This window comes from Bordetella sp. BOR01 (assembly GCF_019218885.1).
Classification (GTDB): domain Bacteria; phylum Pseudomonadota; class Gammaproteobacteria; order Burkholderiales; family Burkholderiaceae_B; genus Bordetella_A.
The window spans coordinates 229,030-251,883 of sequence record NZ_JAHUWT010000006.1; the positions used below are offsets into that span (position 1 = coordinate 229,030).

Consider the following 22,854-nt stretch of genomic DNA (forward strand, 5'->3'; position numbering starts at 1 on the left):
GCAGGTTTTTCTTCCCTCTATCAGCCCCGAAAGGCTCGGCACAGGCACAGGCAATGAAAACCATCGCACTGCGTGAACTGGCGCATTCCAGGTCAGGCGAAAAAGGCAATGATTCGAACGTCTCGGTCATCGCTTATGACCCGGCGCTTTTTCCGCTGATTCGCCAACAGGTCACTGTGGAGGCGGTCAGCCGCCTGTATGGGCCCATCACCAAGGGGACGATCCGCCGCTACGAATTGCCCGCCATTGGCGCCCTGAACTTTGTGCTGGAAAACGCGCTGGACGGCGGACGTTCCCGCACGCTTGCATTCGAAGAGTCCGGCAAGGCGCTGGCCTCGCTGATGCTGGCCTTGCCGGTAACGGTTCCGGACGACACGCCCGAGCGTGGCGCCCTGCGCATGCGGGAGGCCACATGAAAAGCGTACGGCTGGGGTGCGGCGCCGCCTGGGCGCGCGATCGCTTCGATCATGCCCCCGATCTGGTGGCGCGCGGCAAGCTGGATTACCTGTGCTTCGACTCGATGTCGGAAGTGACGATGAGCGCGGCCCAGGTGGCGAAGATGGACAATGCCTCGATGGTTCCCTACGACCCGTACCTGGTCGAGCGCATGCGTCCTATCCTGCAAGACTGCAAACGCAATGGCACCCGGATCATTACCAATCAGGGCTGGCTGGATCCCGTTGCCGCGGCGCGGCGCCTGGTGCAGTTGGCCCAGGAACTGGATATTGAAGGCCTGAAGGTGGCGGCGGTATCCGGCGGGCTATTGCACCGATCCATCGCCGACATGAACCTGAGCTTCAGCGAGACAGGCGAGCCCGTCGCACAGGCTCGGGACCGCATCCTGTCGGCCGAGGTCTACCTGGGCGCCGAAGGCATCGTGCAGGCATTGGACCAGGGCGCCGACATCGTCATTACGACCCGGGTGGCCGACGCATGCGTATACCTGGGTCCGCTGGCGTACGAGTTCGGCTGGTCTTTCGACGATTGCCACGCCATGGCGCGCGGCATGATCATCGGCCATTTGATGGAATGCGGCACCCAGATCACGGGGGGGTATTTCGCCGACCCTGGCTATAAAGACGTGCCCGACCTGGCCAACGTCGGCGCACCGATCGCCGAAGTGACCGAGGCCACGGCGTTCATTACCAAATTGCCGGAAACAGGCGGGGTGGTTTCCGAAGCCACATGCAAAGAGCAGCTTATCTACGAGGTGCAAGACCCGGCCACGTACTTCTGCCCCGATTGCATTGCGGACTTGACTCGGGTGTCGTTCAAGCAGGCCGGGGAAAACCGCGTCGAGATCCTGATGGACAAGCCGGGCCGACCCAAGACCGATACCTTGAAGGCGCTGATCGGCCTGGACGAAGGCTTCATGACCGAGGAAATGGTGCTGTTCGCAGGACCGGGAGCGCTTGCCCGGGCGCAATTGACCCAAGGCATCCTGCATGAGCGATTCCGGAAAATCGGCCTGGATGCCAAAGAGATGCGCATGGATTACGTAGGCTTGAATGCCGTGCATCGCGAATCCACCCCGGCAACGGACGTGGAGCCTTATGAAGTGGTATTGCGTATCGCAGTCCGCACCGATACGCGGGCCGAAGCGGACAAACTTCGCAAAGAGGTGGATCCGCTGGCCGTGAACGGCACCTATGGAACCGGAAAGTGGTCCACGACGTCACCAGGTTCGCGGGTGCGCCCGGTGGTCGGATTGAGTTCGGCCCTGGTACCCCGCCAGAACGTGCCGTTCGAGATGACCCTGCATACGCGGCCCGGATAGCCACCGCGCCGCCGGTCTTCCGGCGGCCCACGACTCATTGGGACACAGAACCCATTTCAACGGAGACAAGTCATGAAGCAAAATGCGACCGGCAAAGCGTCGGCTATCGCGCCCCTGGCCAGGAAAGCGGCGCTGGCGGGTCTGATCCCGTTGCTGGCACTGGCATCGAGCAGTCCGGCATGGGCGGCCGATCCCTGGCCCGCCAAGCCGCTGCGCCTGATCCTGCCGGCAGCGCCTGGCGGATCGTCGGATCCCACCGCTCGCCTGCTGGCCGAGGAAATGTCGAAACGCCTGGGGCAGCCTATCGCGGTCCTGAATCGTCCTGGCGCCGGGGGCAATGTCGGCATGGCCGAAGCGGCGCGAGCCGGGGCCGACGGCTACACCATCGTGCTGAGCTGGACAGGCCCCCTGGCCACCAACATGGCGTTGTACAAGAACCCGAATTTCGATTCGCAGAAAGACTTCTCGCCCATCGCGAAAGTAGGATGCGTGCCGAATATCGTGGCGGTCAACAAGGATTTGCCGGTAGAGACCCTGGCGGACTACATCAATCTGGCCAAGAGCCGGCCGCAGGGGCTGACCTACGGCTCGACCGGCACAGGCAGTTCCTGGCATATAGCCGGCGCGATGATCCAGAAAGAAACCGGGGCCAAACTCGTGCATGTGCCGTATACCTCGCCTGGCGTCGCCACCACTGATCTGATGTCCGGCCAGCTTGAATCGATGCTGCCATTGGTGATAATGATGGAGCCGTACGTCAAGGACGGCCGCATAAAGGGGCTGGCCGTGATGTCGAAGACCCGGTCGCCGGTCCTGCCGCAGGTTCCCAGCACCGCCGAACTCGGCATGCCGGACCTGGTCAGCGATACGTGCTTCGCGCTGCTGACACCGGCGGGCGTTCCCCAGCCGGTCATCGACAGGCTGAACGCGGTGGCAAACGATGTACTGAAAGACCCGAACGTGAAAGAGCGCCTTGAAGCCAGCGGGATCACGGTCGAAGGAGGATCGGCTGACCACCTGCGCGACTACATCAAGTCCGAGACCATCCGGCAGGCGGAAATCGTCCAGGCAATCAACGCAAAAGCGGACTGACCGGACTTCGGCGGGATATTCAGGTGCCGGACTCGCGCCGGGGTGCCAGGCGCCGTTGTGAAAAGCGGGTGCGGCCAGGCCGGGGACGCCGTGGAGCCGGCTTTGCCGGTCCCCCAGCGTCGCCCCCTCGAGGGGGATGAGCCCGGACATGGAACAGTCCTTGAGGACTGTTCCATGCCTGGCGAATCCGAGCGGCCTGCCAGCCGCGAAGTGGGTGCGCGCAGCGCTTCGGGGGCGAGCTTACACGCGCTCGAACACCGCCGCGATACCCTGCCCGCCGCCGATGCACATGGTCACCAGCGCGTAGCGCCCCTGCACCCGTTGCAGTTCGTACAGCGCCTTCACGGTGATGATGGCGCCGGTGGCACCGATGGGATGGCCCAGGCTGATGCCGCTGCCGTTGGGGTTGACCTTGGCCGGGTCGAATCCCAGTTCGCGCGATACGGCGCAGGCTTGGGCGGCGAAGGCTTCATTGGCCTCGATCACGTCGAGCTGGTCTACCGTCAGGCCGGCGCGCTTGAGCGCGGCCTGGGTGGCCGGTACGGGCCCGATGCCCATGATCTCGGGATCGACGCCCGCATGCGCATACGCCACCAGGCGCGCCAGCGGCTTGACGCCGCGCCGCTCGGCGACGGCAGCACTCATCAGCACCACGGCGCCGGCGCCGTCGTTCAGGCCCGATGCGTTGCCGGCGGTAACCGTGCCGTTCTCTTTCTTGAACACCGGCTTCAGCCCGGCCAGCGTTTCCGCCGTGACATCGCGCCGCACGTGTTCGTCGGTATCGAAAGTGACTTCGCCCTTGCGCGTCTTCATGACGACAGGCACGATCTGCTCGCGGAAATGGCCGGCCTCGATGGCGGCCGCCGCGCGGGCGTGCGACAGGGCCGCCAGCGCGTCCTGGTCGGCACGGCTGATGCCGAACTTGGCGGCCACGTTCTCGGCTGTCACCCCCATGTGCATGCGGCCGAAGGGGTCCGACAGCGCGCCGGTCATCATGTCGAGCAGCACCGCGTCGCCCATGCGCGCGCCCCAGCGCTGCGCCGGCGCAATGTACGGCGCGCGGCTCATGCTTTCGGCACCGGCGCCCACCGCGATCTCGGTATCGCCCAGCATGATGGTCTGCGCGGCCGACACGATGGCCTGCAGGCCCGACCCGCACAGGCGGTTGACGTTGAAGGCCGGCGTTTCCTTGCCGATGCCCGCATTCATGGCGGCCACTCGCGACAAATACATATCGCGCGGCTCGGTGTTGATGACATGGCCCACGGCCACGTGGCCAACCTCGGCACCGGCTACCCCGGCGCGGGCCAGCGCTTCCTTGATGACCGTGGCGCCCAGGTCGATGGGCGGCACGTCTTTCAGGCCACCGCCGAAATCGCCTATGGCGGTGCGGGCAGCGGCGACGACGACGACTTCATTCATGGTGTTTCTCCTGGAATCCGGTCTACCGGCACCATACCGGCAAGAACAATGGACCATCATAACTCCGCGCCGGGCGCCCCGCCGCGGGCCGGGTTCAACGGCTCCTGGAGGCGCGGCGCGCAGCGAAATCGGCCACTGCCTGCGCGTGTTCCGGTGTCTTGTGCGCCAGCGACTGATAGGCCGCCGACAGTTCCAGGAGCGTATCCAGGCGGGTATGCTGGCCCTCGCGCAGCAGGCGCTTGGTCAGCCGCACCGCATCCGCAGAATTGGCGGCAATGCGGCGGGCCAGCGCCTGCGCCTGCGGCAACAATTCCTCGGCCGGCAGCACGCGCGACACCAGCCCCCAGTCCAGGGCCGTGGCCGCGTCGATGGCATCGCCGGTGAACGACATTTCGGCTGCGCGCGCCATGCCGATCAGGCGCGGCAAGAACCAGGCGCCGCCATCGCCCGGTACGATGCCCAGCTTCACGAAGCTCTCGGCGAAGCTGGCTTGTTGGGCCGCCAGGCGCATATCGCACATGCAGGCCAGGTCGCAGCCGGCCCCGATGGCGGGCCCGTTGACGGCGGCGATGGTGGGCACTTCCAGCGCGTGGAACGCGGCGGGCAGGCGCTGGATGCCGTGGCGATACTCTTGCCGCAAGGCGGTACCGCCGACCTCGGGGCCGATCTGGCGTTGCATGTCGTTGATGTTGCCACCCGACGAAAACACCCGTCCATGCGCCGTCAGGATGACGACACGCACCGTGGCGTCGCGTTCGATGCGCGCACACGCCTGCAGCAAGGCGTCGACCATGCCGTTGCCGGTCAGGGCGTTGCGCGTTTCAGGGTGGTCCAGCGTCAGTACGACGATACCGTCGTCATCCTGTTCGTAATGCAATAAGTCGCTCATGCCCGCACTCGCCTCGCTGTCAGGGGGTTTCATGCTTGAGCCCGCTGCAAGTGCCCGGCACCCGCGGCCCAAGGCCTGCTTTCCCTGGCAGCGTATGCGGGGCGCCGGCCTTGCGTCCAATACTGTTTAGGCGCCGGGCGATACCGTTGCGGTATCACTGCCGCGCATGCGCTTGCGCTGCCATGGCGGCGGCACCCGGCCCAGGGACGATACGCCAGGCTGATACGAAAACAGTATGGACAAGCCAAAAAAAAATATTAGACAGGTTTCAGTCCCAGGGGGGATAGTCCATCGCAAAGAGAAGGTAGACGGAGACATGATCGATACCCTTGAGCTGACCGCCATCCCCGCCGAAGACGAGGCGCTGCGCACCGACATACGCGCATTCCTGGCCGACACCCTGGCAGGTGTGCCCGCCGACCGGCGGGCGCGCTCATGGATGGGCTTCGATGCCGATTTCAGCCGCGCGCTGGCCGCGCGCGGCTGGCTGGGCATGACGCTGCCGCGCGAATACGGTGGCGCGGCGCGCGGCCATTTCGCACGCTTCGTGCTGTCCGAAGAGTTGCTGTGCGCGGGCGCACCGGTATCGGCGCACTGGATCGCCGATCGCCAGAGCGCGCCGCTGATCCTGAAATACGGCACCGAGGCGCAACGCCGGTTCTACCTGCCCCGCATCTGCCGCGCCGAAGCCTTCTTCTGCATCGGCATGAGCGAACCCAATTCCGGTTCCGACCTGGCCAGCATCCGCACCCGCGCCGAACCGCGCGAGGGCGGCGGCTGGCTGCTCAACGGCAGCAAGATCTGGACCACCAACGCGCATCGCTCGCACTACATGATTGCGCTGGTGCGCACCTCGGGCACGGCGGCCGACCGGCACCAGGGCCTGTCGCAGATGATCATCGACCTGTCCCTGCCCGGTATCACCGTGCGGCCCATCGAAGACCTGGCTGGCGATGCGCATTTTTCGGAAGTGTTCTTCGACAATGTCGCGCTCGATGCGCAAGCCCTGGTCGGCACCGAGGGCGACGGCTGGCAGCAGGTCAATGCCGAACTGGCCTTCGAGCGCAGCGGCCCCGAACGCATTTATTCCAGCATGGCGCTGGTGGAATGCTGGCTGGCCCATTGCCGCGCCGCGAATATCGACGATGCGCAGACCCGCGCGGCACTGGGCGATATCCTGACCCAGCTGGCCACCTTGCGTGCCATGTCGCTGGCGGTGGCCGGCCAACTGGCGCGCGGGCTCAGCCCCGCCACCGAGGCCGCCCTGGTCAAGGACCTGGGCACCGAACTCGAACAACGCATTCCCGACCTGGTCGCGCAGGCATTGGGCCAGGCGCCCGAACGGCCCGCGCCGCCCGAACTGGTGCGCACGCTGGCCTATGTAGAGCAAGTCAGCCCCACATTCTCGCTGCGCGGCGGCACGCGCGAGATCCTGCGCGGCATCATCGCCCGCGGCCTGGGCCTCAGATAAGAAGGAACATGATGGACACCTTGTTCGGCGACACCGCCCGCCGCCTGTTCGCGCAGGCCTACCCCACTGACGTGCTGCGCGCCGTCGAGCGCGGGCAAGCACCCCAGGCCGCCTGGCAAGCCGTCGAAGACTCCGGCTTCCTGGACGCGCTGGTACCCGAAGACGCGGACGGCGCCGGGCTGCGCCTGGCCGATATTGCGCCGCTGGCGCAGGCGGTGGGCTGGCATGCCGTGGGCGCGCCGGTCATGCAGACCCTGCTCGCGCGTGCCTGGCTGCACGCCGCGGGCCACACGCCGCCGCCGGGCCCGATTGCCCTGGCGCCATCGGCGATACGCATCGATGCCGACGGCATCGATGCCCATGCGGTGGGTGCCGCCCGCGCCGCCGAATGGGTATTGGCCGCCGTGCCGGGCGGCGCCCGGCTGCTGCCCATCGCGGGCGCCCGGTCGGTAGCGTCGGGCGGCCACGGCTGCCTGGATGCCGACCTGCACTGGCCCGCGGCCACCGTGAATGCGGCGGCGCTTGCCAAGATGGCTGACGTCGCGGTGGCGGACCTTGCCGCCGTGGCCTATGCGGGCATCATCGCCGGTGCCCTGGAACGCATCCTGGACCTGACCGTGGAATATGCGAACCAGCGCACGCAATTCGGCAAGCCCATCGGCCGCTTCCAGGCGGTGCAGCAACAGATCAGCGTGCTGGCCGAGCAGGTGTGGGCCGTGCGCACGGCCGCCCAGCTGGCGTACCAGAGCGCAAGCTGGATGCCCCAACCGCTGCTGGCCGCGCAAGGCAAGGCGCGGGCCAGCGCGGCAGTGGCGCGCGCCGCCGACATCGCCCACGCGGTGCACGGCGCCATCGGCGTCACGGCCGAATACGATTTGCAATGCCACACGCGCCGGCTGCGCGAATGGCGCCGCTGCACCGGCAGCGAACTGCACTGGAACGCTCGCGTTGGCGCCCACGCCCTGGCCGCCGGCGAACAATCGGCGCTCGATTTTGTGCGCTTGCATCTGTACGCGGTGATCGAATGAGCGTATCCGACCCATCCCGCTCCCTGGCGTTGGCCGGCGTGCGCGTGCTCGACCTGAGCCGCGTGCTGGCCGGCCCGTGGTGCACCCAGACCCTGGCCGACCTGGGCGCCGATGTATGGAAAATCGAAGCCCCGGGCCAAGGCGACGACACCCGCGGCTGGACCCCGCCCGACGTAGGCGGCGAGTCTACGTATTTCATGTGCACCAACCGCAGCAAGCGCTCGCTGGCGGTCGACCTGCGCCACCCCGAAGGCCGCGCCCTGGTGCGCAGATTGGCCGCGCAAGCCGATGTGCTGGTGGAAAACTACCGCCTGGGCGCGCTGGCCAAGTTCGGGCTGGACTACGACACCTTGTCGCAAGCCCATCCCGGCCTGATTTACTGCTCGATCTCGGGCTATGGCCGCACCGGGCCCCGCGCGGCTGAACCCGGCTACGACTTCGTGATCCAGGCCGAAAGCGGCCTGATGTCCATCACCGGCGAACCCGAGGGCGCGCCGATGAAGCTGGGCGTGGCCATCACCGACCTGGTCACCGGCATGAATGCCACGCAGGCCATCCTGGCGGCCTTGCTGGCGCGCGGCAAAACGGGCCAGGGGCAACTGATCGACCTGGCGCTGCTAGACAGCGCCGTCAGTGTGCTGGCCAACGTGGGCTCGGGCTACCTGGCAGCCGGCCACGAGCCGCAGCGCTTCGGCAACGGGCACCCCACGGTGGTGCCCTACCAGATATTCGCCACGGCCGACGGCGCGTTCGCGCTGGGCGTGGGCAACGATGCGCAGTTCGCCGCGCTGTGCACGGCGCTCGACCGGCCGCATTGGGCCGCAGACGAACGCTATCGCACCAGCCGGGCCCGCGCGTTGAACCGCGACACGCTGGTGCCCGGGCTGCAAGATATTTTCCTGGTCCGATCCAGCGCCCATTGGCTGGCGCGTATCCGCGCCGCCGGCATACCCGCCGGCCCCGTGCGCACCGTGCCACAGGCCCTGGATGCCCCCGAGGTCGCCGCGCGCGGCCTGCTGGCCGACACGCCGGACAAGGTGCATGGCAGCGTGCGCCTGATGCGCTCGCCCCTGCACTTGCGCGGCACGCCGCCCCGCGAGCCCGTTGCGCCGCCGCGCCTGGGCGAGCATACCGCCGACGTCCTGGCGCAGGTGCTGGGCGCCACCGCCGTTGAAATCCAGGGCTGGCGCGATGCCGGCGCCGTGGCCTGAAAAGCGATATGAACCAGACCGTGGTCCTCGATGCGCATGGCGGCCCGGAAGTCTTGCGGGTAGTCGACAGCGCCCTGCCCGCGCCGGCGGCAGGCGAGGTAACGGTGGCGCATCGCGCCGTGGGCATCAACTTCATCGACCTGTATTACCGCAGCGGCCTCTACCCGCATGCCCTGCCCCATGGCCTGGGCTTCGAAGGCGCGGGGGTGATCGAATCCGTGGGCGCGGGCGTGGCCGGGTTGCGGCCCGGCGACCGCGTGGCCTACGCCACCGGCCCGCTGGGCGCCTATGCCCAGTCTCGCAATCTGCCCGCGTGCCACATCATCAAGCTGCCGGCCGACGTCGGCTTCGACTCGGCCATGGCCATCTTGTTCAAGGGCCTGACTGTGCAATACCTGTTCCGCCAAGCCTATCGGCTGCAGGCCGGCGAAACCGTGCTGTTCCATGGCGCGGCCAGCGGCGTGGGCCTGATTGCCTGCCAGTGGGCACGCCTGCTTGGCGTGCGGCTTATCGGCACGGTCGGCGACAGCGCGCGCGGCGCGCTGGCGCGCGAACACGGCGCCTGGCGCACCATCGATACGCGCCATGAAGACGTGGCCGCGCGTGTCATGGCCCTGACCGGCGACGCAGGCGTGGCGGCTGTCTACGACGACGTGGGCCGCGACACCTGGCAGGCCTCGCTCGACAGCCTGCAACCGCGCGGGCTGCTGCTCAGTTTTGGCGATGCGTCGGGCCCGGTCACCGGCGTGGCGCTATCGGCCTTGCAGAAAAAGTCGCTGTACCTGACACGCACCAGCCTGGCGGCCTACATGAATACACCGGCACGCCTGCTTGCCGCGGCGTCCGAGCTTTTCCGGCACATGCGCGCCAAGGCACTGAATGCGCATATTCCGCGCCACTACTCGCTGGCACAGGCCGCGCGCGCCCACGCGGCGCTGGAAAAACGCAGTATCGCGGCCGCCGTCCTCATTCCCTGAATCCGGAGAGACCCCATGTCGAACGCTGTACGCATCACCGCCCTGCATACCCGGCTTGCCAGAATACCCCTGCCGCGCCCGCTGAAAACATCGATCCATGAAATCGCCGATGTCTGCTGCCTGCTGGTCTCGGTGGAAACCGATGCCGGGATCACCGGCGAAGGCTATGGCTTCTGCTTCAATGCGCAGCGGCTCGAGGCCATCGCCCAGTTCACGCAGTCGCTCGCCCCGCTGGTGGTGGGACGCGACCCGCACGACATGGAAGCCCTTTGGACCGACTTCCTGCGCAGCTGCAACTTCTATGGCCAGAGCGGGGTGTCGATACTGGCCTACAACCCGATCGACATCGCGTGCTGGGACATCGTCGGCAAGCTGGCCGGACGGCCGCTGTACAAGCTGTTCGGCGCACATCGCAGCCGCGTGCCGGTCTATGCCAGCGCCGGCCTGTGGCTGTCGTCCAGCCGCGAGGAATTGCGCCACGAAGCAGGCCAGTTCCTGGCCCAGGGCTTCAAGGCCATGAAGATGCGCCTGGGTTCGCCCGACTGGAAAGAAGACATTGCCCGCGTGGAAGCGGTGCGCGATGCGATCGGCGATCAGGTCACCCTGATGGCCGATGCCAACCAGGGCCTGGACCTGACTCGCGCCCTGCGGTTGGGCCGCGAACTGGCACGCTTCGATCTGGCCTGGTTCGAAGAACCCGTGCCCACCTGGGACGACGACAGCGCCGCGGAAATCGTGCGCCGCCTGCCCATGCCCATCGCCAGCGGCGAAACCGAATATACGCGCTACGGCATCCGCCGCATGGCACGCGAGCGCGCCGCCGGCGTGTTCATGCCCGATCTGCAGCGCATGGGCGGCTATACCGAGATGCTGAAGGCGGTGCGCTATCTGGCGGCACACGACCTGCCGGTGGCGCCGCACATCTTCACCGAACACAGTCTGCACATCGTGGCGGCGGCCGGCAATGCCACCTGGGCCGAACACATGCCCTGGTTCGAACCGCTGTTCCACGAACGCATGGTGGTCGAGGCCGATGGCTGCGTCGCCGTGCCCGATCGCCCCGGCGCGGGCTTCACGTTCGACTGGGATCGCATCGACCCCTACCTGGTTTCAGCACGCGCAGCCGGCGGCAGCTAAGCGTGGATGGGCCTGCCCACGCGGGCACGGCCGCATTGCCGTCACACCCCACTCGCCCGAAGTGGGTAGAACATACGGAGACAATCATGAACCCGATCAAGAAACTCGCAGCACCCCTGTTTTGCCTGTCCGCTCTGGTGGCGGGCACCTTGCCCGCCCATGCGGCCGACGCACAAGGCGAGCCGATCCGCATCGGCTGGCTTTCCTCGCTGACCGGCCCGCTATCGTCGGCCGCCATCGCCGAGAACCAGGGCGTGCAGTTCGCCGTGGAAGAAATCAACAAGGCCGGCGGCATCAATGGCCGCAAGCTGGAGCTGCTGACGCGCGATACCGCGGGCGACCCCACCAAGGCGGTCAACTACGCCAAGCAGCTGGCCTACGAGGACAAGGTCGCCTACGTGATCGGCCCGGTGAACTCGGGCGAGTCGCTGGCCACGGTGCCCATCCTGGCGCGGGCCGGCATCCCCAACCTGATCATCGGCACGGTGGATACCCTGACCGATCCAAAGAAGTATCCGCTGGCCTTCCGCGTGATCAACACTAACGAGCAATGGATCACCTCGGCCAACAAATATGCCCTGGAAACGCTGAAGCACAAGAAGGTGGCCGTGATCGGCGACACCACCGGCTACGGCGCCTCGTCGGCCAAGCGCGCCGCCGCGCTGCTCGAAGACGCCGGCATCAAGCCCGTTTATTCCGTGCTGATCGACCCCAACAAGACCAGCGTCAACGACGAAATCCAGAAGGCACGCGACGCGGGCGCCGACGTCATCATGCCCTGGTCGGCCGCCACCGGGCTGCTGGCCCGCATCCTGAATGCGCGCGGCGACCTGCAATGGGACGTGCCCGTGGTCGGCCACCCGGCGCTCATGGGGCTGCCGATCCGCGACCTGCTGAACAAGCCTTCGTACTGGGACCACACCTACGCGGCCGGTTATGCCAGCACCACGTATGACGCCAACGGCAAGCTGCCCGAGCGCACCCAGGCCCTGATGGACGCCATCCGGCCCAAGCTGGGCGGCAAGATCGACTTCACGTTCTGGTGGGTGGCGCTGGGCTACGACACGGTCAAGATCATCGAGCACGCCGTCAAGCAGACCGGCGGCACCGATGCGCAGGCCTTCCGCAAGACGCTGGAAGGCACGCGCGACATGCCCGGCGTCTACGCCGACTACACCTGGACCGCCGACGACCACGACGGCTTTCCCGACTCGGCCATGGTGGTGAACCGCGCCAACACGTTCAAGGACGGCAGCTTCGAGCTCGCCCCCCGCTGACACGGCATCCAGAGGAGTTCTTTCCATGCTGACCGTTCTCGTGACCGGCCTGGCCATCGGCGCGCTCTACGCAGCGGCCGCGCTGGCCTACAACGTGATGTATTCCACCTCCAAGGTGCTCAGCATCACCACGGGCCACCTGTTCATGCTGAGCAGCATTGTCGGTGCCTGGCTGATCGGCGACCTGGGCCTGCCCATCGTCGTCGGGCTGGCCGGCGCGGTGGCGGCTGCCGTCGTGTTCGGCCTGGTCACCGAGGCCGTGGCCATCCGCCGCATCCTGGCGCGTTCCGACGAGCACCTGTGGCTGCTCAGCACCCTGGCCCTGGCCACCATCGTGCAGCAGGCGGTGGGGCTGTGGTGGGGCACCGAGCCGCGTGCTTTCCCGCGCCTGATCCCCCAGGACTTCACCGCCGGCATCTGGGACCAGAAATATTGGCTGCCGATCGGCTGCGTCGCGCTGCTGGCCCTGGGGCTGGACCTGTTCTACCGGCGCACGCTGTTCGGCAAGGTGTTCCTGGCCGTGGCCGAAGACGCCTACGCCGCCCGTGCACGCGGCATCTCGACCGAACGCGTGCGCGCATTCTCGTACGGCCTGGCGGGCCTGCTGGGCGGCCTGGTGGGTTTTGCCGCCGGGCAGCTCACGTTCGCTTTCTTCGCGCTGGGGCTGACGCTGACGCTGTACGGTTTCATCGCCCTGGCGGCCGGGGGGCTGGGCAGCAACGTGGGGGCCATTGTGGGCGGCCTGACACTGGGCCTGCTCAGCACCTTCGCCACCTACTTCTTCGGCGGGGAATACCAGCAGACCATCGCGGTAGGCCTGCTCATGGTCTTTCTCTTGATCAAGCCGGAAGGCTTGTTCGGCAACAAGCAGGTGCGCCAAGTATGAAAACCAAACAGACCTTCCACTGGCCCCTGGCCGTCGGCGTGCTGGCGCTGGCCGCGCTGCCTTTCTGGGCCGGCAATCCGTACCAGTTGCACGTGGCCACCCTGATAGGCACCTACTGGATCCTGATCGCCAGTCTCAACCTGGTGGTGGGGTACACCGGCCTGCTGTCCATCGGACACGTCGGCCTGCTGGCGATCGGCGCCTATACCTTCGCCATTCTTACCGGACACTACGAAGCCAGCCCCTGGGCCGCCATGGTGGCCTCGGCCGTGCTGTGCGGGGCCTGCGGCTTCTTGCTGGGCCTGCCTTCGCTGCGGTTGCCCGGCTTCTATTTCGCCATGGCGACCATGGCCTTTGCCCTGATGGTGACCGAGTTCTCGCTGGCCCGCGACGAATTGACCGGTGGCGGCGCGGGCCTGAGCGTGGCCTCGTTCGATTCGCCATTCGACAGCCCGGCCGGCCTGTACTGGCTGGTGGCGGCCGTGGCCGGCGTCGTCAGTTGGCTAGTGTGGAACCTGGCCCGCTATTCGTGGGGCCGGGCCATGATCGCCCTGCGCGACAGCACGGTGACCGCCGCCGCGGTCGGCATCCCGGTGTTTCGCGTGAAGCTGGCGGTCTTTACGTTCAGCGGCGTAACGGCGGGCATTGCAGGCGCGCTGTTCGCCTCGCTGCAAAGCTACATCACCCCCGAGACCTTTGTCTTCGAGCTGAGCCTGTTTTTCTTTGTGTGCATCGTGATCGGCGGGCGCGGCGTCATCATGGGGCCTTTCGTGGGCACCATCGTGCTGGCCGCCCTGCCCGAACTGGTGGCACCGCTGGCGCGCTGGGGGCAGCTGTTCTACGGCATCTTGCTGCTGCTGGTGGTGCTGCTGGTACCCGAGGGCATCGGCAGCATCGTGCGCGTGCTGCGCGACAAGTTCGCGCCGCGCAAGCCCGAGAAACACGTGGTGACGCCCGACTTGCCGCGCCTGGCGGCCGCCATCCGCGAAGGACGCCCATCATGAGCCAGCTCTGCGCCAATGGCGTTACCAAGCGATTCGGCGGTATCACCGCGGTCGATGCCGTCACCCTGACGCTGGCCGAAGGGGAAATCCATGGCCTGATCGGCCCCAACGGCAGCGGCAAGACCACCTTGCTGAACTTGTTGTCCGGCTACTACCCCATTGATGGCGGCGCGCTGCTGCTCGACGATGCGCCCATCACCCAGGCCTCGGTACAGCGGCGCGCGCTGCAAGGCATCGCGCGCACCTTCCAGAAGCCGCGCCTGCTGGGCAGCCTGAGCGCCTGGCAGAACGTCATGCTGGGCAGTTGGAAGCACAGCAATGCGGGCTTCATCCGCACCGCGCTGTCGCTGCCCGCCATGCGCCGGCGCGAACGCGAAGCGCGCGACCTGGCCTACGAAATGCTGTGCGGCGTCGGCCTGGAACGCGTGGCCGACAGGCCCGCCAACATGCTGGACCATGCCGAACAGCGCTTCCTGGAAATCGCGCGCGGGCTGGCAATGCGGCCGCGCTTCATCTTGCTGGACGAGCCGGCCGGCGGGCTGACCGAACACGAGATCGAGCAACTGGCCCAGATCGTGGGCACCTTGCGCCAGGCCGGCCTGGGTGTGCTGATCGTGGAACACCATACCGACTTCGTGTTCCGGCTGTGCGACCGCGTCACCACGCTGAACCTGGGCCGCATGATCGCCCAGGGCACGCCGGGCGAAGTCCGCGACAACGCCGAAGTCATCCGAGTCTACCTGGGAGCCTGACCATGCAGAACCCTCAACATGTGCATGCTTCGGCCCCCGTGTTGCTGGACGTCTCGGGCCTGCAAGTGGCCTACGGCAAGGCACAGGTCGTGCATGGCGTGGACCTGCGCGTACACCAGGGCGAATTCGTGGTCATGCTGGGCCGCAACGGCGCCGGCAAGACCTCGATGCTGCACGCCCTGGCCGGCCTGATCCCCAAGCGCGCCGGCCGCGTGATGTTCAAGGGCCGCGACATCACCGCCGCCGATGCCCGCACCACGGTGCGGGCCGGCATCAACGTCGTGCTGGAAGGACATCGCGTCTTTACCGGCCTGACGGTGGAAGACAACCTGCTGCTGGCCACCTACGCCTCCTGCCGGCACGGCGACCGCGCCCGCCTGCCGCGCATCTACGACCTGTTTCCCGAACTGGCGGAAAAGCGCCTGCAGCCGGCCTCGCGCCTGAGCGGCGGGCAGCAGCAGATCCTGGCCGTGGCCCAGGGCGTGATCGCCGAACCCGCCCTGCTGATCCTGGACGAACCTTCCGGCGGCCTGGCGCCCATGGTCGTGGACCGCATCCTGACAGTGGCCAAGGACCTAACGCGCAGCGGCATGGCCGTGCTGCTGGTCGAACAACTGGTCAAGGAAGCCTTGCGCTTCGCCGATTACTGCTACCTGGTCGAGACCGGCCATATCGGCGGCGCGGGCACGCCCGCCGAGGTGCAGGCCGGCGAGCTGATCCAGCGCATTTACCTGGGCGGCCGAGCCACGCCGTCGTCCCATCCCGGAGCCGCAACATGAAGATCACCGCCATCGAACCCATCGTCGTCTCTATTCCGTATCGCCACGACGGGCCGCCCACCGGCTTCGGCGGCACGGTGTGGTCCAAGCTCAATTACTTGCTGGTCAAGGTCAGCACCGATGACGGCCTGGTGGGCTGGGGCGAGGCATTCGGCTACAACGCCATTCCCGCCACCGTGGCCGCGCTGGAGAAAATCGTCAGCCCGCTGGCCATCGGCCGCGAGGCCGGCGATATCTTGCAGCTGATGGAAGACCTGAAGCGGCCGCTGCACATCTTCGGCCGCAACGGCCCCGTGATGTATGCGCTGTCGGGCCTGGATATCGCCTTGTGGGACCTGGCCGGCAAACGCGCCGGCATGCCGGTGTGCGGCCTGCTGGGCGCGGGCTCGCGCCGCTCGGTAACGGCCTACACCAGCCTGATGCGGCTGCACGAGCCGGCAACCGTGGCCACCGCTTGCGAACGCGCGCTTGAACGCGGCTTTCGCAGGCTGAAGCTGCACGAGATCACAGTGCCCGCAGTGGCGGCAGCGCGCCAGGCGCTGGGCACGGACGTCGAGCTGATGCTCGATGTCAATTGCGCCTGGCCGGCCGACGAGGCGCTGCGCATGGCGCACCGGCTTGAGCCCTACGGTCTCAAATGGCTGGAAGAACCCGTCTGGCCGCCCGAAGACGTGGCAGGCCTGGCGCGCCTGCAGCGCGAAGCACGCATCCCGCTGGCGGCCGGCGAGAACGTCGGCAACGCCTGGGCCTTCCAGCCGCTGGCCGAGTCCGGCGCACTGGACTACTTCCAGCCCAGCATCACCAAGGTGGGCGGCATTACCGAATTCCGCGCCGTGGCCGAGCTGGCCCGCGCGCATGGCCGCGCGGTGGCACCGCATTCGCCCTACTTCGGCCCCGGGCTGCTGGCCACGCTGCAAATGGCAGGGGTGTATGCGCACATCGGCGGCATCGAGATATTCGGCGTACAGCTCGAATCAGGCCTGTTCGGCGCGACGGGCCTGCCCGGCCCGGACGGCGAGGTCGCCATTCCGCAAGGCCCCGGGCTGGGCTGCGACCCCGATCCCGAGGTGATTGCGCGCTACCGGATCTGAACAACGCAACGGAGACAACCATGAAAATAAAAATCCCCCTGCTGGCAGCCTGCCTGGCCCTGGCCGGCGCCTCGGCGCACGCCGACGACTATCCGACGCGCCCGATCCGGCTGGTGGCTCCCTTTGCCCCGGGCGGCATCACCGACCTGATGGCACGGGCCGTTGCCACGCGGCTGTCGGCCGACCTGGGCCAGCCCGTGGTAGTGGAAAACCGCGCGGGTGCCAGCGGCATCATCGGCGCCAACATGGTCGCGCGCGCCGATGCGGACGGCTATACCTTGCTGATGGGCAATATTTCGACGCTGGCCATCAACTCGGCCATGATCAAGGACATGAGCTACGACCCCGTGCGCAGCTTCACGCCCGTGTCGATGGTGGCGATCCAGCCGCTGATCGTGGCCGTCAGCCCTGACACGCCGGCCACCAGCATGGAACAGCTGGTGGCGCTGGCCAAGTCCAAGCCGGGCGAACTGTTCTACGGCACCTCGGGCGCGTCCTACCAACTGGTTACCGAGGCGTTCAGCGCCGCGCTCGGCATCAAGATGACGCATGTGCCCTACAAGGGCAGCGCGCCGGCCATCGAGGCCCTGCTGGGCAGCCAGATCAATGTCATGTTCGATCCGTTCTCGACGCTTTACGGCCAGGTCAAGGCGGGCAAGGTCAAGGCGCTGGCCCTGACCACCCGCACGCGTTCGGCCATTGCGCCCGAGCTGCCCACGGTATCGGAAACCGTGCTGCCGGACTTCAACGCCAGTTCGTGGCAAGGCATAGTCGCGCCGGCCGGCACGCCGCCGCCGGTGGTGGCCAGGCTGAACCAGGCCATTGCCCGCGCGTTGCGTACCGACGAGGTCAAGGCCCAGTTCGCACGCCAGGGGGTCGAGCCCGCGCCTTCTACCCCCGATGAATTCGGCCAGTACATCAGCCAGGAAAAACAGCGCTGGCAGCAAGTGGCCAACGCCGCGGGTATCCAGCCCCAATAGCGGCGGGTTGCTATGATGCCCTGCATCCGCAGACCACGGCGGGCCGCCGGCCTGCCATTCTTACGAGGAACCGCCATGCCCATACTGAACGTCCAGATCATGCAAGGCCACAGCGCCGCCCAGAAGACCAGCCTGCTCAAGAATTGTTCGCAGGCGGTGGTCGACAGCATCGCGGCACCCTTGCCGTCGGTGCGCATTGTGCTGAACGAAGCCGCGCCCGAGCACGTCATCGTGGCTGGCGAGATCGGCAAGGCCATGGCCTTGGTGCTGGTGGGCCTGATCGAAGGCCGCACCGACGAGAAAAAAGCCGCGCTGATCGCGGCGCTGAACCGGGCCGTGGAAGAAAGCATCGGTATCTCGGGACAGGACATCCGCGTCATTATCACCGACGTCCCCAAGACCGACATGGGGGTCGCCGGCGGTATCACCGCGTTGGCGGCAGGACGCTAGCCGCCCCCAGGTGTCAGGCTCCGCAGGTGCCTGACACCCTACGACTGAGGCAGTCTTTGCACACAATGGTGTCAGGCACCTGCGGAGCCTGACACCTGGCAAGGCCTGGCAAGACCCGGCAAGCCTGCTAGGCCTTGAATGCCTGGGTTGCCACGTCCAGGAAGTTACGTACGGCGGCGCTTTCGGCTGATGGCTTCCAGGCCAGCGATATCCCGATCGAGGCGCTGGCGGGGAAGTCGGTGAGTTTCTTGTAGATGACGTGGCGGCTGTTGAAGCGGCGCGATACCGATGGCACCAGGGCCACGCCGAAACCCGCCTCGACCAGGCTCAGCACCGTTTGCACCTGGATCGCTTCCTGCGTCACCCGGGGCATGAATCCGCGCAGTTGGCAGGCATGGATGGCCGCGGTGCGCAGCCCCGGGGCGTCCACGCCCGAATACAGGATGAACCCTTCGTCGGACAGGTCTTTCAGCCTGACAGTGGCACGCTGCGCCAGCGGGTTGCTCTTGGGCACGGCCAGCACGAAGGTCTCGGTAAACAAGGTGGCCAGGCGCGTGTTCGAGCCTATCGCCACCGGCACGCGCACCACGCCGATATCGATGGCTTCTTCCTCGATGCTTTGCATGATGCGGATCGAGATCGCCTCGCGCAGCTCGAGCTCCACGCCGGGATACAGCGCGCGAAAGCGCGGCAACAGGCGTGGCAGCACTTCATGCGTGGCCGACCCCACGAAGCCGATGCGCAAGGTGCCCAAGTCGCCCGTCGAGGCCGCGCGCGCGGCCTGGCGAAACTGCGCCGCATGGAACAGCGCGCGCCTGGCCTCGGCCAGCGCCGCCTCGCCGCTCTCGGTGAGCTTGACGCCGTCTTTGCCCCGCGTGAATAGCATCACGCCCACTTCGGCCTCGAGCTTGCGGATCGACACCGACAGCGGCGGCTGGGCCATGTGCAGTTTCTCGGCGGCACGGCGGAAATTCAGTGTCTCGGCCAGTGTCAGGAACTGCTGGAAATGCTTGAAGTCCATAGTCTTCCCCCCGGACCGGTGATACCAGGAATGTATCGTTTTTTCAGAAAATAATATTGGAACAGTTGGCCGGCTCGCAATATTCTGCCTTATCGGCGGCGCTGCGCCGCCATAGAACAAGTACCGGAGACACCCCATGGCCTTGAACCCCGTGCCGCGTGCCGGCGGACAACTGCTTGCCGACGCGCTGGCGATCAATGGCACCGACACCGTCTTTTGCGTGCCCGGCGAAAGCTACCTGGCAGTGCTTGACGGCCTGTACGAGCATCGCGACAAGGTGCAAGTGATTACCTGCCGGCATGAAGCGGCCGCCGCCAACATGGCCGAGGCGTACGGCAAGCTCACCGGGCGTCCGGGCATCTGTTTTGTCACGCGCGGCCCCGGCGCCACGCACGGCAGTACCGGTGTGCACACTGCACGGCAAGACTCCACGCCCATGATCATGTTCGTCGGCCAGGTCGGGCGCGATGCCGCGCAGCGCGAGACCTTCCAGGAAGTGGACTACCGGCAGATGTTCGGCAGCCTGGCCAAGGGGGTGATCCAGATCGAGGATGCCCGGCGCGTGCCGGAACTGGTGGGCTATGCCTTCCAGCTTGCGGTGGCCGGACGGCCAGGCCCGGTGGTCGTGTCACTGCCGGAAGACATGCTGACCGACGTGGTGCAGGCCGTCGATTCGCCACCCTGGCAACCGGTGCAAGCGGCCCCCGATGCCAGCCAGATGCAGCAACTGGCCGGCCTGCTCGAACGCGCCGAACGGCCGATGATGATCGTAGGCGGAAGCGGCTGGACCGAGCAGGCGGCGCAGGACATCGCCGGCTTCGCGCAAGCGCACGGCCTGCCGGTTGCATGCTCGTTCCGCCGCCAGGACGTCATCGACAACCATCATCCCTGCTACGCCGGCGACCTGAGCCTGGCGCCCAACCCGGCATTGGCGCAGCGCGTGCGCGACAGCGACTTCCTGCTGGTGGTCGGGACCCGGCTGGGCGAGGCCTCCACCCAGGGGTTCGCGCTGATCGCCAACCCCGACCCCGGCAAGCCCATGGTGCATGTACTGGCGGGCGCCGAGGAACTGGGCCGGGTGTATCGGCCGGCGCTGGCCATCAATGCCGGCCCGGCCGCGTTCGCGGCAGCCGCGGCGCGCTTGCCCGCCGGCGACGCGGCCGCGCGGGCGGCGTGGCTGGGCGGCGCGCAGGCCGGCTACCAGCAATGGCAGGCGGTCACCGAGGTGCCCGGCAAGGTCAACATGGGCCACATCGTGCGCCATGTGCGCGCCCAGGTGGCCGACGACGCCATCATCACCAATGGCGCCGGCAACTACGCCATCTGGGTGCATCGCTATTTCTCCTATCGCCGCCGCGGCACGCAGCTTGCCCCCACTTGCGGCGCCATGGGCTACGGCGTGCCGGCGGCCATTGCCGCGCAAATCGTGCACCCCGAACGGCAAGTCGTCTGCTTTGCGGGCGACGGCTGTTTCCTGATGAGCGGGCAAGAGCTGGCCACGGTGGCCCGCTACGCGCTGCCCATCATATTCATCGTGGTCAACAACGGCATGTATGGCACCATCCGCATGCACCAGGAAAAAACCTACCCTGCGCGCGTGATCGGCACCGAACTCACCAACCCCGACTTCGCCGGCTATGCGCGTTCGTTCGGACTGCATGGTGTCACAGTGACCGATACCGCGCAGTTCGCACCGGCATTCGACGCCGCGGTGCGTGAACGGCGCGCCACGCTGATCGAAGTCCAGGTCGATCCGCAAGCCATCACGCCCGCCGCCACCCTGGACCAACTGCGGCGCCAGGCCAGCGCCGCGCACTAGCGAGGACACACGCATGGATCTGGGTATTGCAGGACGATGGGCCGTCGTGTGCGGCGCCAGCAAGGGTTTGGGCCATGCCTGCGCGCTGGCCTTGGCGCGCGAAGGCGTCAACGTGGTGATGGCGGCCCGCACGCGGGCCGATCTCGACGATAGCTGCGCGCGTGTACAGGAACAGACCGGCGTGCAGGTCATTGCGGTGCCGGCCGACGTCACCACCGCACAAGGCCGCGAGCAGGTGCTGGGCGCGCCGCCCCGGGTCGATATCCTGGTCACCAATGCCGGCGGACCGCCGCCGGGCGACTTCCGTGATCTGGCGCGCGAAGACTGGCTGGCCGCCATCGAAGCCAACATGCTGGCGCCGATAGAAATGATCCGCCAGACCGTCGGCCCCATGATCGAGCGCCGCTTCGGCCGCATCGTCAATATCACGTCGTCGGCCGCCAAGGCGCCGGTCGATATCCTGTGCCTGTCCAATGGCGCACGCGCGGGCTTGTCCGGCTTTGCCGGCGGCGCCGCGCGCCAGATCGCGCGTCATAACGTAACGCTGAACAATCTGCTGCCCGGCAAGTTCGACACTGGGCGCCTGCGCAGCAACAACACGGCACGGGCCCGGCGGGCCGGCATCTCGCTGCAAGAAGAAGCCGAACGCCAGGCCCAGGCCATCCCGGCCGGCCGCTTCGGCGACCCGGCCGAATTCGGCGAGGCCTGCGCTTTCCTGTGCGGCGCGCGCGCCGGCTACATCACTGGCCAGAACATCCTGATCGATGGCGGCGCATACCCGGGGCTGTTCTAGGGCACCCCGGAGCGTGTGGCAGGCTCGCCCAATCCTGATTGACGAGCTCGCCATGCTGACTTGCCATCAGGTCGCCTGCCGACAACATCACATCGCGCAGCTTCAAGACGGGCGCGCACGAAGTGTCGCGGTGCGCCACCAGCGACAAGGCCAACGCGTCGCGCGCATCGGCATCGACCAGGTCCACGAAGGCCACGTGCGGCGTGGAATAAGCCCGTGTCCCGCCCGGCACCAGCGCCACGCCCAGGCCGCTGGCCACCAGGCTGACCAGCGTCTGTACCTGAATGGCTTCCTGGCTGATGCGCGGCGAAAAACCGGCCTTGCGGCATAGCGCCTGGGCCACGCCGTGCAGGCCAGGCACTTTGTCCGGCGCATACATCACGAACGGCTCGGCGCGCACCGCCTGCAGCGCCACGGGCGCACCAGCCAGCGGATGCGCGGCCGGCAGCGCCAGGATCAGGCTGTCGCGCTCGACCACCCAGGCCGACAACGAGGCATCTTCGGCCAGCGGACCGCGCACCAGCCCGGCATCGATTTCATTGGCGCGCAGCATTTCGGCCAGGCGCACGGTGCTGTCTTCGCGCAGTTCCAGCTCTACATCGGGATAGCGGCGCCGGAAATCCGGCAGGCAGCGCGGCAGCAGCATATAAGTGGCCGACCCCACGAACCCCAGCCGCAGCCTGCCCTGTTCACCCAGCGCGACGCGGCGGGCCGCCTGCTGCGCCTGGTCGGCATGGAACAGCGCCCGTCGCGCATCCGCCATCAGCGCCGCGCCGGCGGGCGTCAACGACACCCCCTTGGCGCCGCGTTCCAGCAGCAGCACCCCCACGCTGTGTTCCAGTTTCTGTATGGACACCGACAAGGCGGGCTGGGCAATATGCAGGGCTTCGGCGGCGCGCCGATAGCTGCCGAGCTCGGCAATGGTGACGAATTGACGCAATTGCCGAAGATCGACAGCCATAACAAATTCCATATCACGCGATATGAACGTCATATTA

General features: G+C 67.1%; 22 protein-coding genes. 18 read left to right on the plus strand and 4 right to left on the minus strand.

From position 1 onward, the window contains the following. Nucleotides 1–53: 53 nt before the first annotated feature. The 3 genes from KW845_RS29585 (at nucleotide 54) to KW845_RS28470 (ending at nucleotide 2,869) form a co-directional block, all read left to right on the plus strand. Entirely contained in the window at nucleotides 54–416 is a 363-nt protein-coding gene (locus KW845_RS29585) for a hypothetical protein (RefSeq protein WP_255593016.1), read from the plus strand. Next, nucleotides 413–1,777 carry an acyclic terpene utilization AtuA family protein gene (locus KW845_RS28465; RefSeq protein ID WP_255593017.1) on the plus strand — a complete coding sequence of 455 codons (1,365 nt, stop codon included), beginning with the start codon at nucleotides 413–415 and terminating at the stop codon, nucleotides 1,775–1,777. Before KW845_RS29585 ends, KW845_RS28465 begins: the two co-directional genes overlap by 4 nt. A gap of 72 nt (nucleotides 1,778–1,849) precedes the next feature. Further along, the gene (locus tag KW845_RS28470) at nucleotides 1,850–2,869 is read left to right on the plus strand and encodes a tripartite tricarboxylate transporter substrate binding protein (RefSeq protein WP_218372774.1); all 1,020 of its coding nucleotides are present in this window, start codon (nucleotides 1,850–1,852) and stop codon (nucleotides 2,867–2,869) included. A 240-nt stretch (nucleotides 2,870–3,109) separates the two neighbouring features. On the opposite strand, the gene KW845_RS28475 is transcribed toward KW845_RS28470, so the two are convergent. Both KW845_RS28475 and KW845_RS28480 read right to left on the minus strand, forming a co-directional pair. Further along, nucleotides 3,110–4,291 carry an acetyl-CoA C-acyltransferase family protein gene (locus KW845_RS28475; RefSeq protein ID WP_218372775.1) on the minus strand — a complete coding sequence of 394 codons (1,182 nt, stop codon included), beginning with the start codon at nucleotides 4,289–4,291 and terminating at the stop codon, nucleotides 3,110–3,112. Nucleotides 4,292–4,385: 94 nt separating this feature from the next. Then, nucleotides 4,386–5,180, minus strand: a complete 795-nt coding sequence (locus KW845_RS28480) for a crotonase/enoyl-CoA hydratase family protein (protein ID WP_218372776.1) — start codon at nucleotides 5,178–5,180, stop codon at nucleotides 4,386–4,388. A 316-nt stretch (nucleotides 5,181–5,496) separates the two neighbouring features. Here KW845_RS28480 and KW845_RS28485 point away from each other — a divergent pair, with 316 nt between their 5' ends. The 13 genes from KW845_RS28485 to KW845_RS28545 all read left to right on the plus strand — a co-directional run bounded on the left by KW845_RS28485 (nucleotide 5,497) and on the right by KW845_RS28545 (nucleotide 18,223). After that, on the plus strand, nucleotides 5,497–6,651 hold the full coding sequence (locus tag KW845_RS28485; protein WP_218372777.1) for an acyl-CoA dehydrogenase family protein: 1,155 nt from the start codon (nucleotides 5,497–5,499) through the stop codon (nucleotides 6,649–6,651). Between the two features lie 8 nt (nucleotides 6,652–6,659). Next, nucleotides 6,660–7,679, plus strand: coding sequence for an acyl-CoA dehydrogenase family protein (locus KW845_RS28490; protein WP_255593018.1), 1,020 nt, complete (start codon nucleotides 6,660–6,662; stop codon nucleotides 7,677–7,679). Continuing rightward, entirely contained in the window at nucleotides 7,676–8,890 is a 1,215-nt protein-coding gene (locus KW845_RS28495) for a CaiB/BaiF CoA-transferase family protein (protein WP_218372778.1), read from the plus strand. The genes KW845_RS28490 and KW845_RS28495 overlap by 4 nt, the downstream gene beginning before the upstream one ends. Further along, on the plus strand, nucleotides 8,887–9,867 hold the full coding sequence (locus KW845_RS28500) for a quinone oxidoreductase (RefSeq protein ID WP_218372833.1): 981 nt from the start codon (nucleotides 8,887–8,889) through the stop codon (nucleotides 9,865–9,867). Before KW845_RS28495 ends, KW845_RS28500 begins: the two co-directional genes overlap by 4 nt. Before the next feature lie 15 nt (nucleotides 9,868–9,882). After that, nucleotides 9,883–11,004, plus strand: a complete 1,122-nt coding sequence (locus tag KW845_RS28505; RefSeq protein WP_218372779.1) for a mandelate racemase/muconate lactonizing enzyme family protein — start codon at nucleotides 9,883–9,885, stop codon at nucleotides 11,002–11,004. A gap of 86 nt (nucleotides 11,005–11,090) precedes the next feature. Further along, nucleotides 11,091–12,281 carry an ABC transporter substrate-binding protein gene (locus tag KW845_RS28510; protein WP_218372780.1) on the plus strand — a complete coding sequence of 397 codons (1,191 nt, stop codon included), beginning with the start codon at nucleotides 11,091–11,093 and terminating at the stop codon, nucleotides 12,279–12,281. Between the two features lie 25 nt (nucleotides 12,282–12,306). Further along, nucleotides 12,307–13,167 (plus strand): branched-chain amino acid ABC transporter permease, encoded by an 861-nt coding sequence (locus KW845_RS28515; protein ID WP_218372781.1) that lies wholly within the window; start codon nucleotides 12,307–12,309, stop codon nucleotides 13,165–13,167. Continuing rightward, entirely contained in the window at nucleotides 13,164–14,171 is a 1,008-nt protein-coding gene (locus tag KW845_RS28520) for a branched-chain amino acid ABC transporter permease (protein WP_218372782.1), read from the plus strand. Before KW845_RS28515 ends, KW845_RS28520 begins: the two co-directional genes overlap by 4 nt. Further along, nucleotides 14,168–14,923, plus strand: coding sequence for an ABC transporter ATP-binding protein (locus tag KW845_RS28525; protein ID WP_218372783.1), 756 nt, complete (start codon nucleotides 14,168–14,170; stop codon nucleotides 14,921–14,923). Before KW845_RS28520 ends, KW845_RS28525 begins: the two co-directional genes overlap by 4 nt. Before the next feature lie 2 nt (nucleotides 14,924–14,925). Beyond that, nucleotides 14,926–15,702, plus strand: coding sequence for an ABC transporter ATP-binding protein (locus KW845_RS28530; protein WP_218372784.1), 777 nt, complete (start codon nucleotides 14,926–14,928; stop codon nucleotides 15,700–15,702). Next, entirely contained in the window at nucleotides 15,699–16,793 is a 1,095-nt protein-coding gene (locus KW845_RS28535; RefSeq protein ID WP_218372785.1) for a mandelate racemase/muconate lactonizing enzyme family protein, read from the plus strand. The genes KW845_RS28530 and KW845_RS28535 overlap by 4 nt, the downstream gene beginning before the upstream one ends. Before the next feature lie 20 nt (nucleotides 16,794–16,813). Beyond that, entirely contained in the window at nucleotides 16,814–17,773 is a 960-nt protein-coding gene (locus tag KW845_RS28540; RefSeq protein ID WP_218372786.1) for a tripartite tricarboxylate transporter substrate binding protein, read from the plus strand. Nucleotides 17,774–17,848: 75 nt separating this feature from the next. Further along, nucleotides 17,849–18,223 (plus strand): tautomerase family protein, encoded by a 375-nt coding sequence (locus KW845_RS28545; RefSeq protein ID WP_218372787.1) that lies wholly within the window; start codon nucleotides 17,849–17,851, stop codon nucleotides 18,221–18,223. A gap of 127 nt (nucleotides 18,224–18,350) precedes the next feature. On the opposite strand, the gene KW845_RS28550 is transcribed toward KW845_RS28545, so the two are convergent. Continuing rightward, entirely contained in the window at nucleotides 18,351–19,244 is an 894-nt protein-coding gene (locus tag KW845_RS28550) for a LysR family transcriptional regulator (protein ID WP_218372788.1), read from the minus strand. 136 nt (nucleotides 19,245–19,380) lie between these two features. On the opposite strand from KW845_RS28550, the gene KW845_RS28555 reads away from it, so the two are divergent. Together KW845_RS28555 and KW845_RS28560 are read left to right on the plus strand one after the other, a co-directional pair. Further along, a complete protein-coding gene (locus KW845_RS28555) occupies nucleotides 19,381–21,063 on the plus strand; it encodes a thiamine pyrophosphate-binding protein (protein ID WP_218372789.1) in 1,683 nt (560 codons plus the stop codon). A 13-nt stretch (nucleotides 21,064–21,076) separates the two neighbouring features. Next, nucleotides 21,077–21,856, plus strand: coding sequence for an SDR family oxidoreductase (locus KW845_RS28560; protein WP_218372790.1), 780 nt, complete (start codon nucleotides 21,077–21,079; stop codon nucleotides 21,854–21,856). Here the strand turns inward: KW845_RS28560 and KW845_RS28565 are convergent. Continuing rightward, the gene (locus KW845_RS28565; protein WP_255593019.1) at nucleotides 21,804–22,817 is read right to left on the minus strand and encodes a LysR family transcriptional regulator; all 1,014 of its coding nucleotides are present in this window, start codon (nucleotides 22,815–22,817) and stop codon (nucleotides 21,804–21,806) included. The two genes, KW845_RS28560 and KW845_RS28565, sit on opposite strands and share 53 nt — an antisense overlap. Between the last annotated feature and the right edge of the window lie 37 nt (nucleotides 22,818–22,854).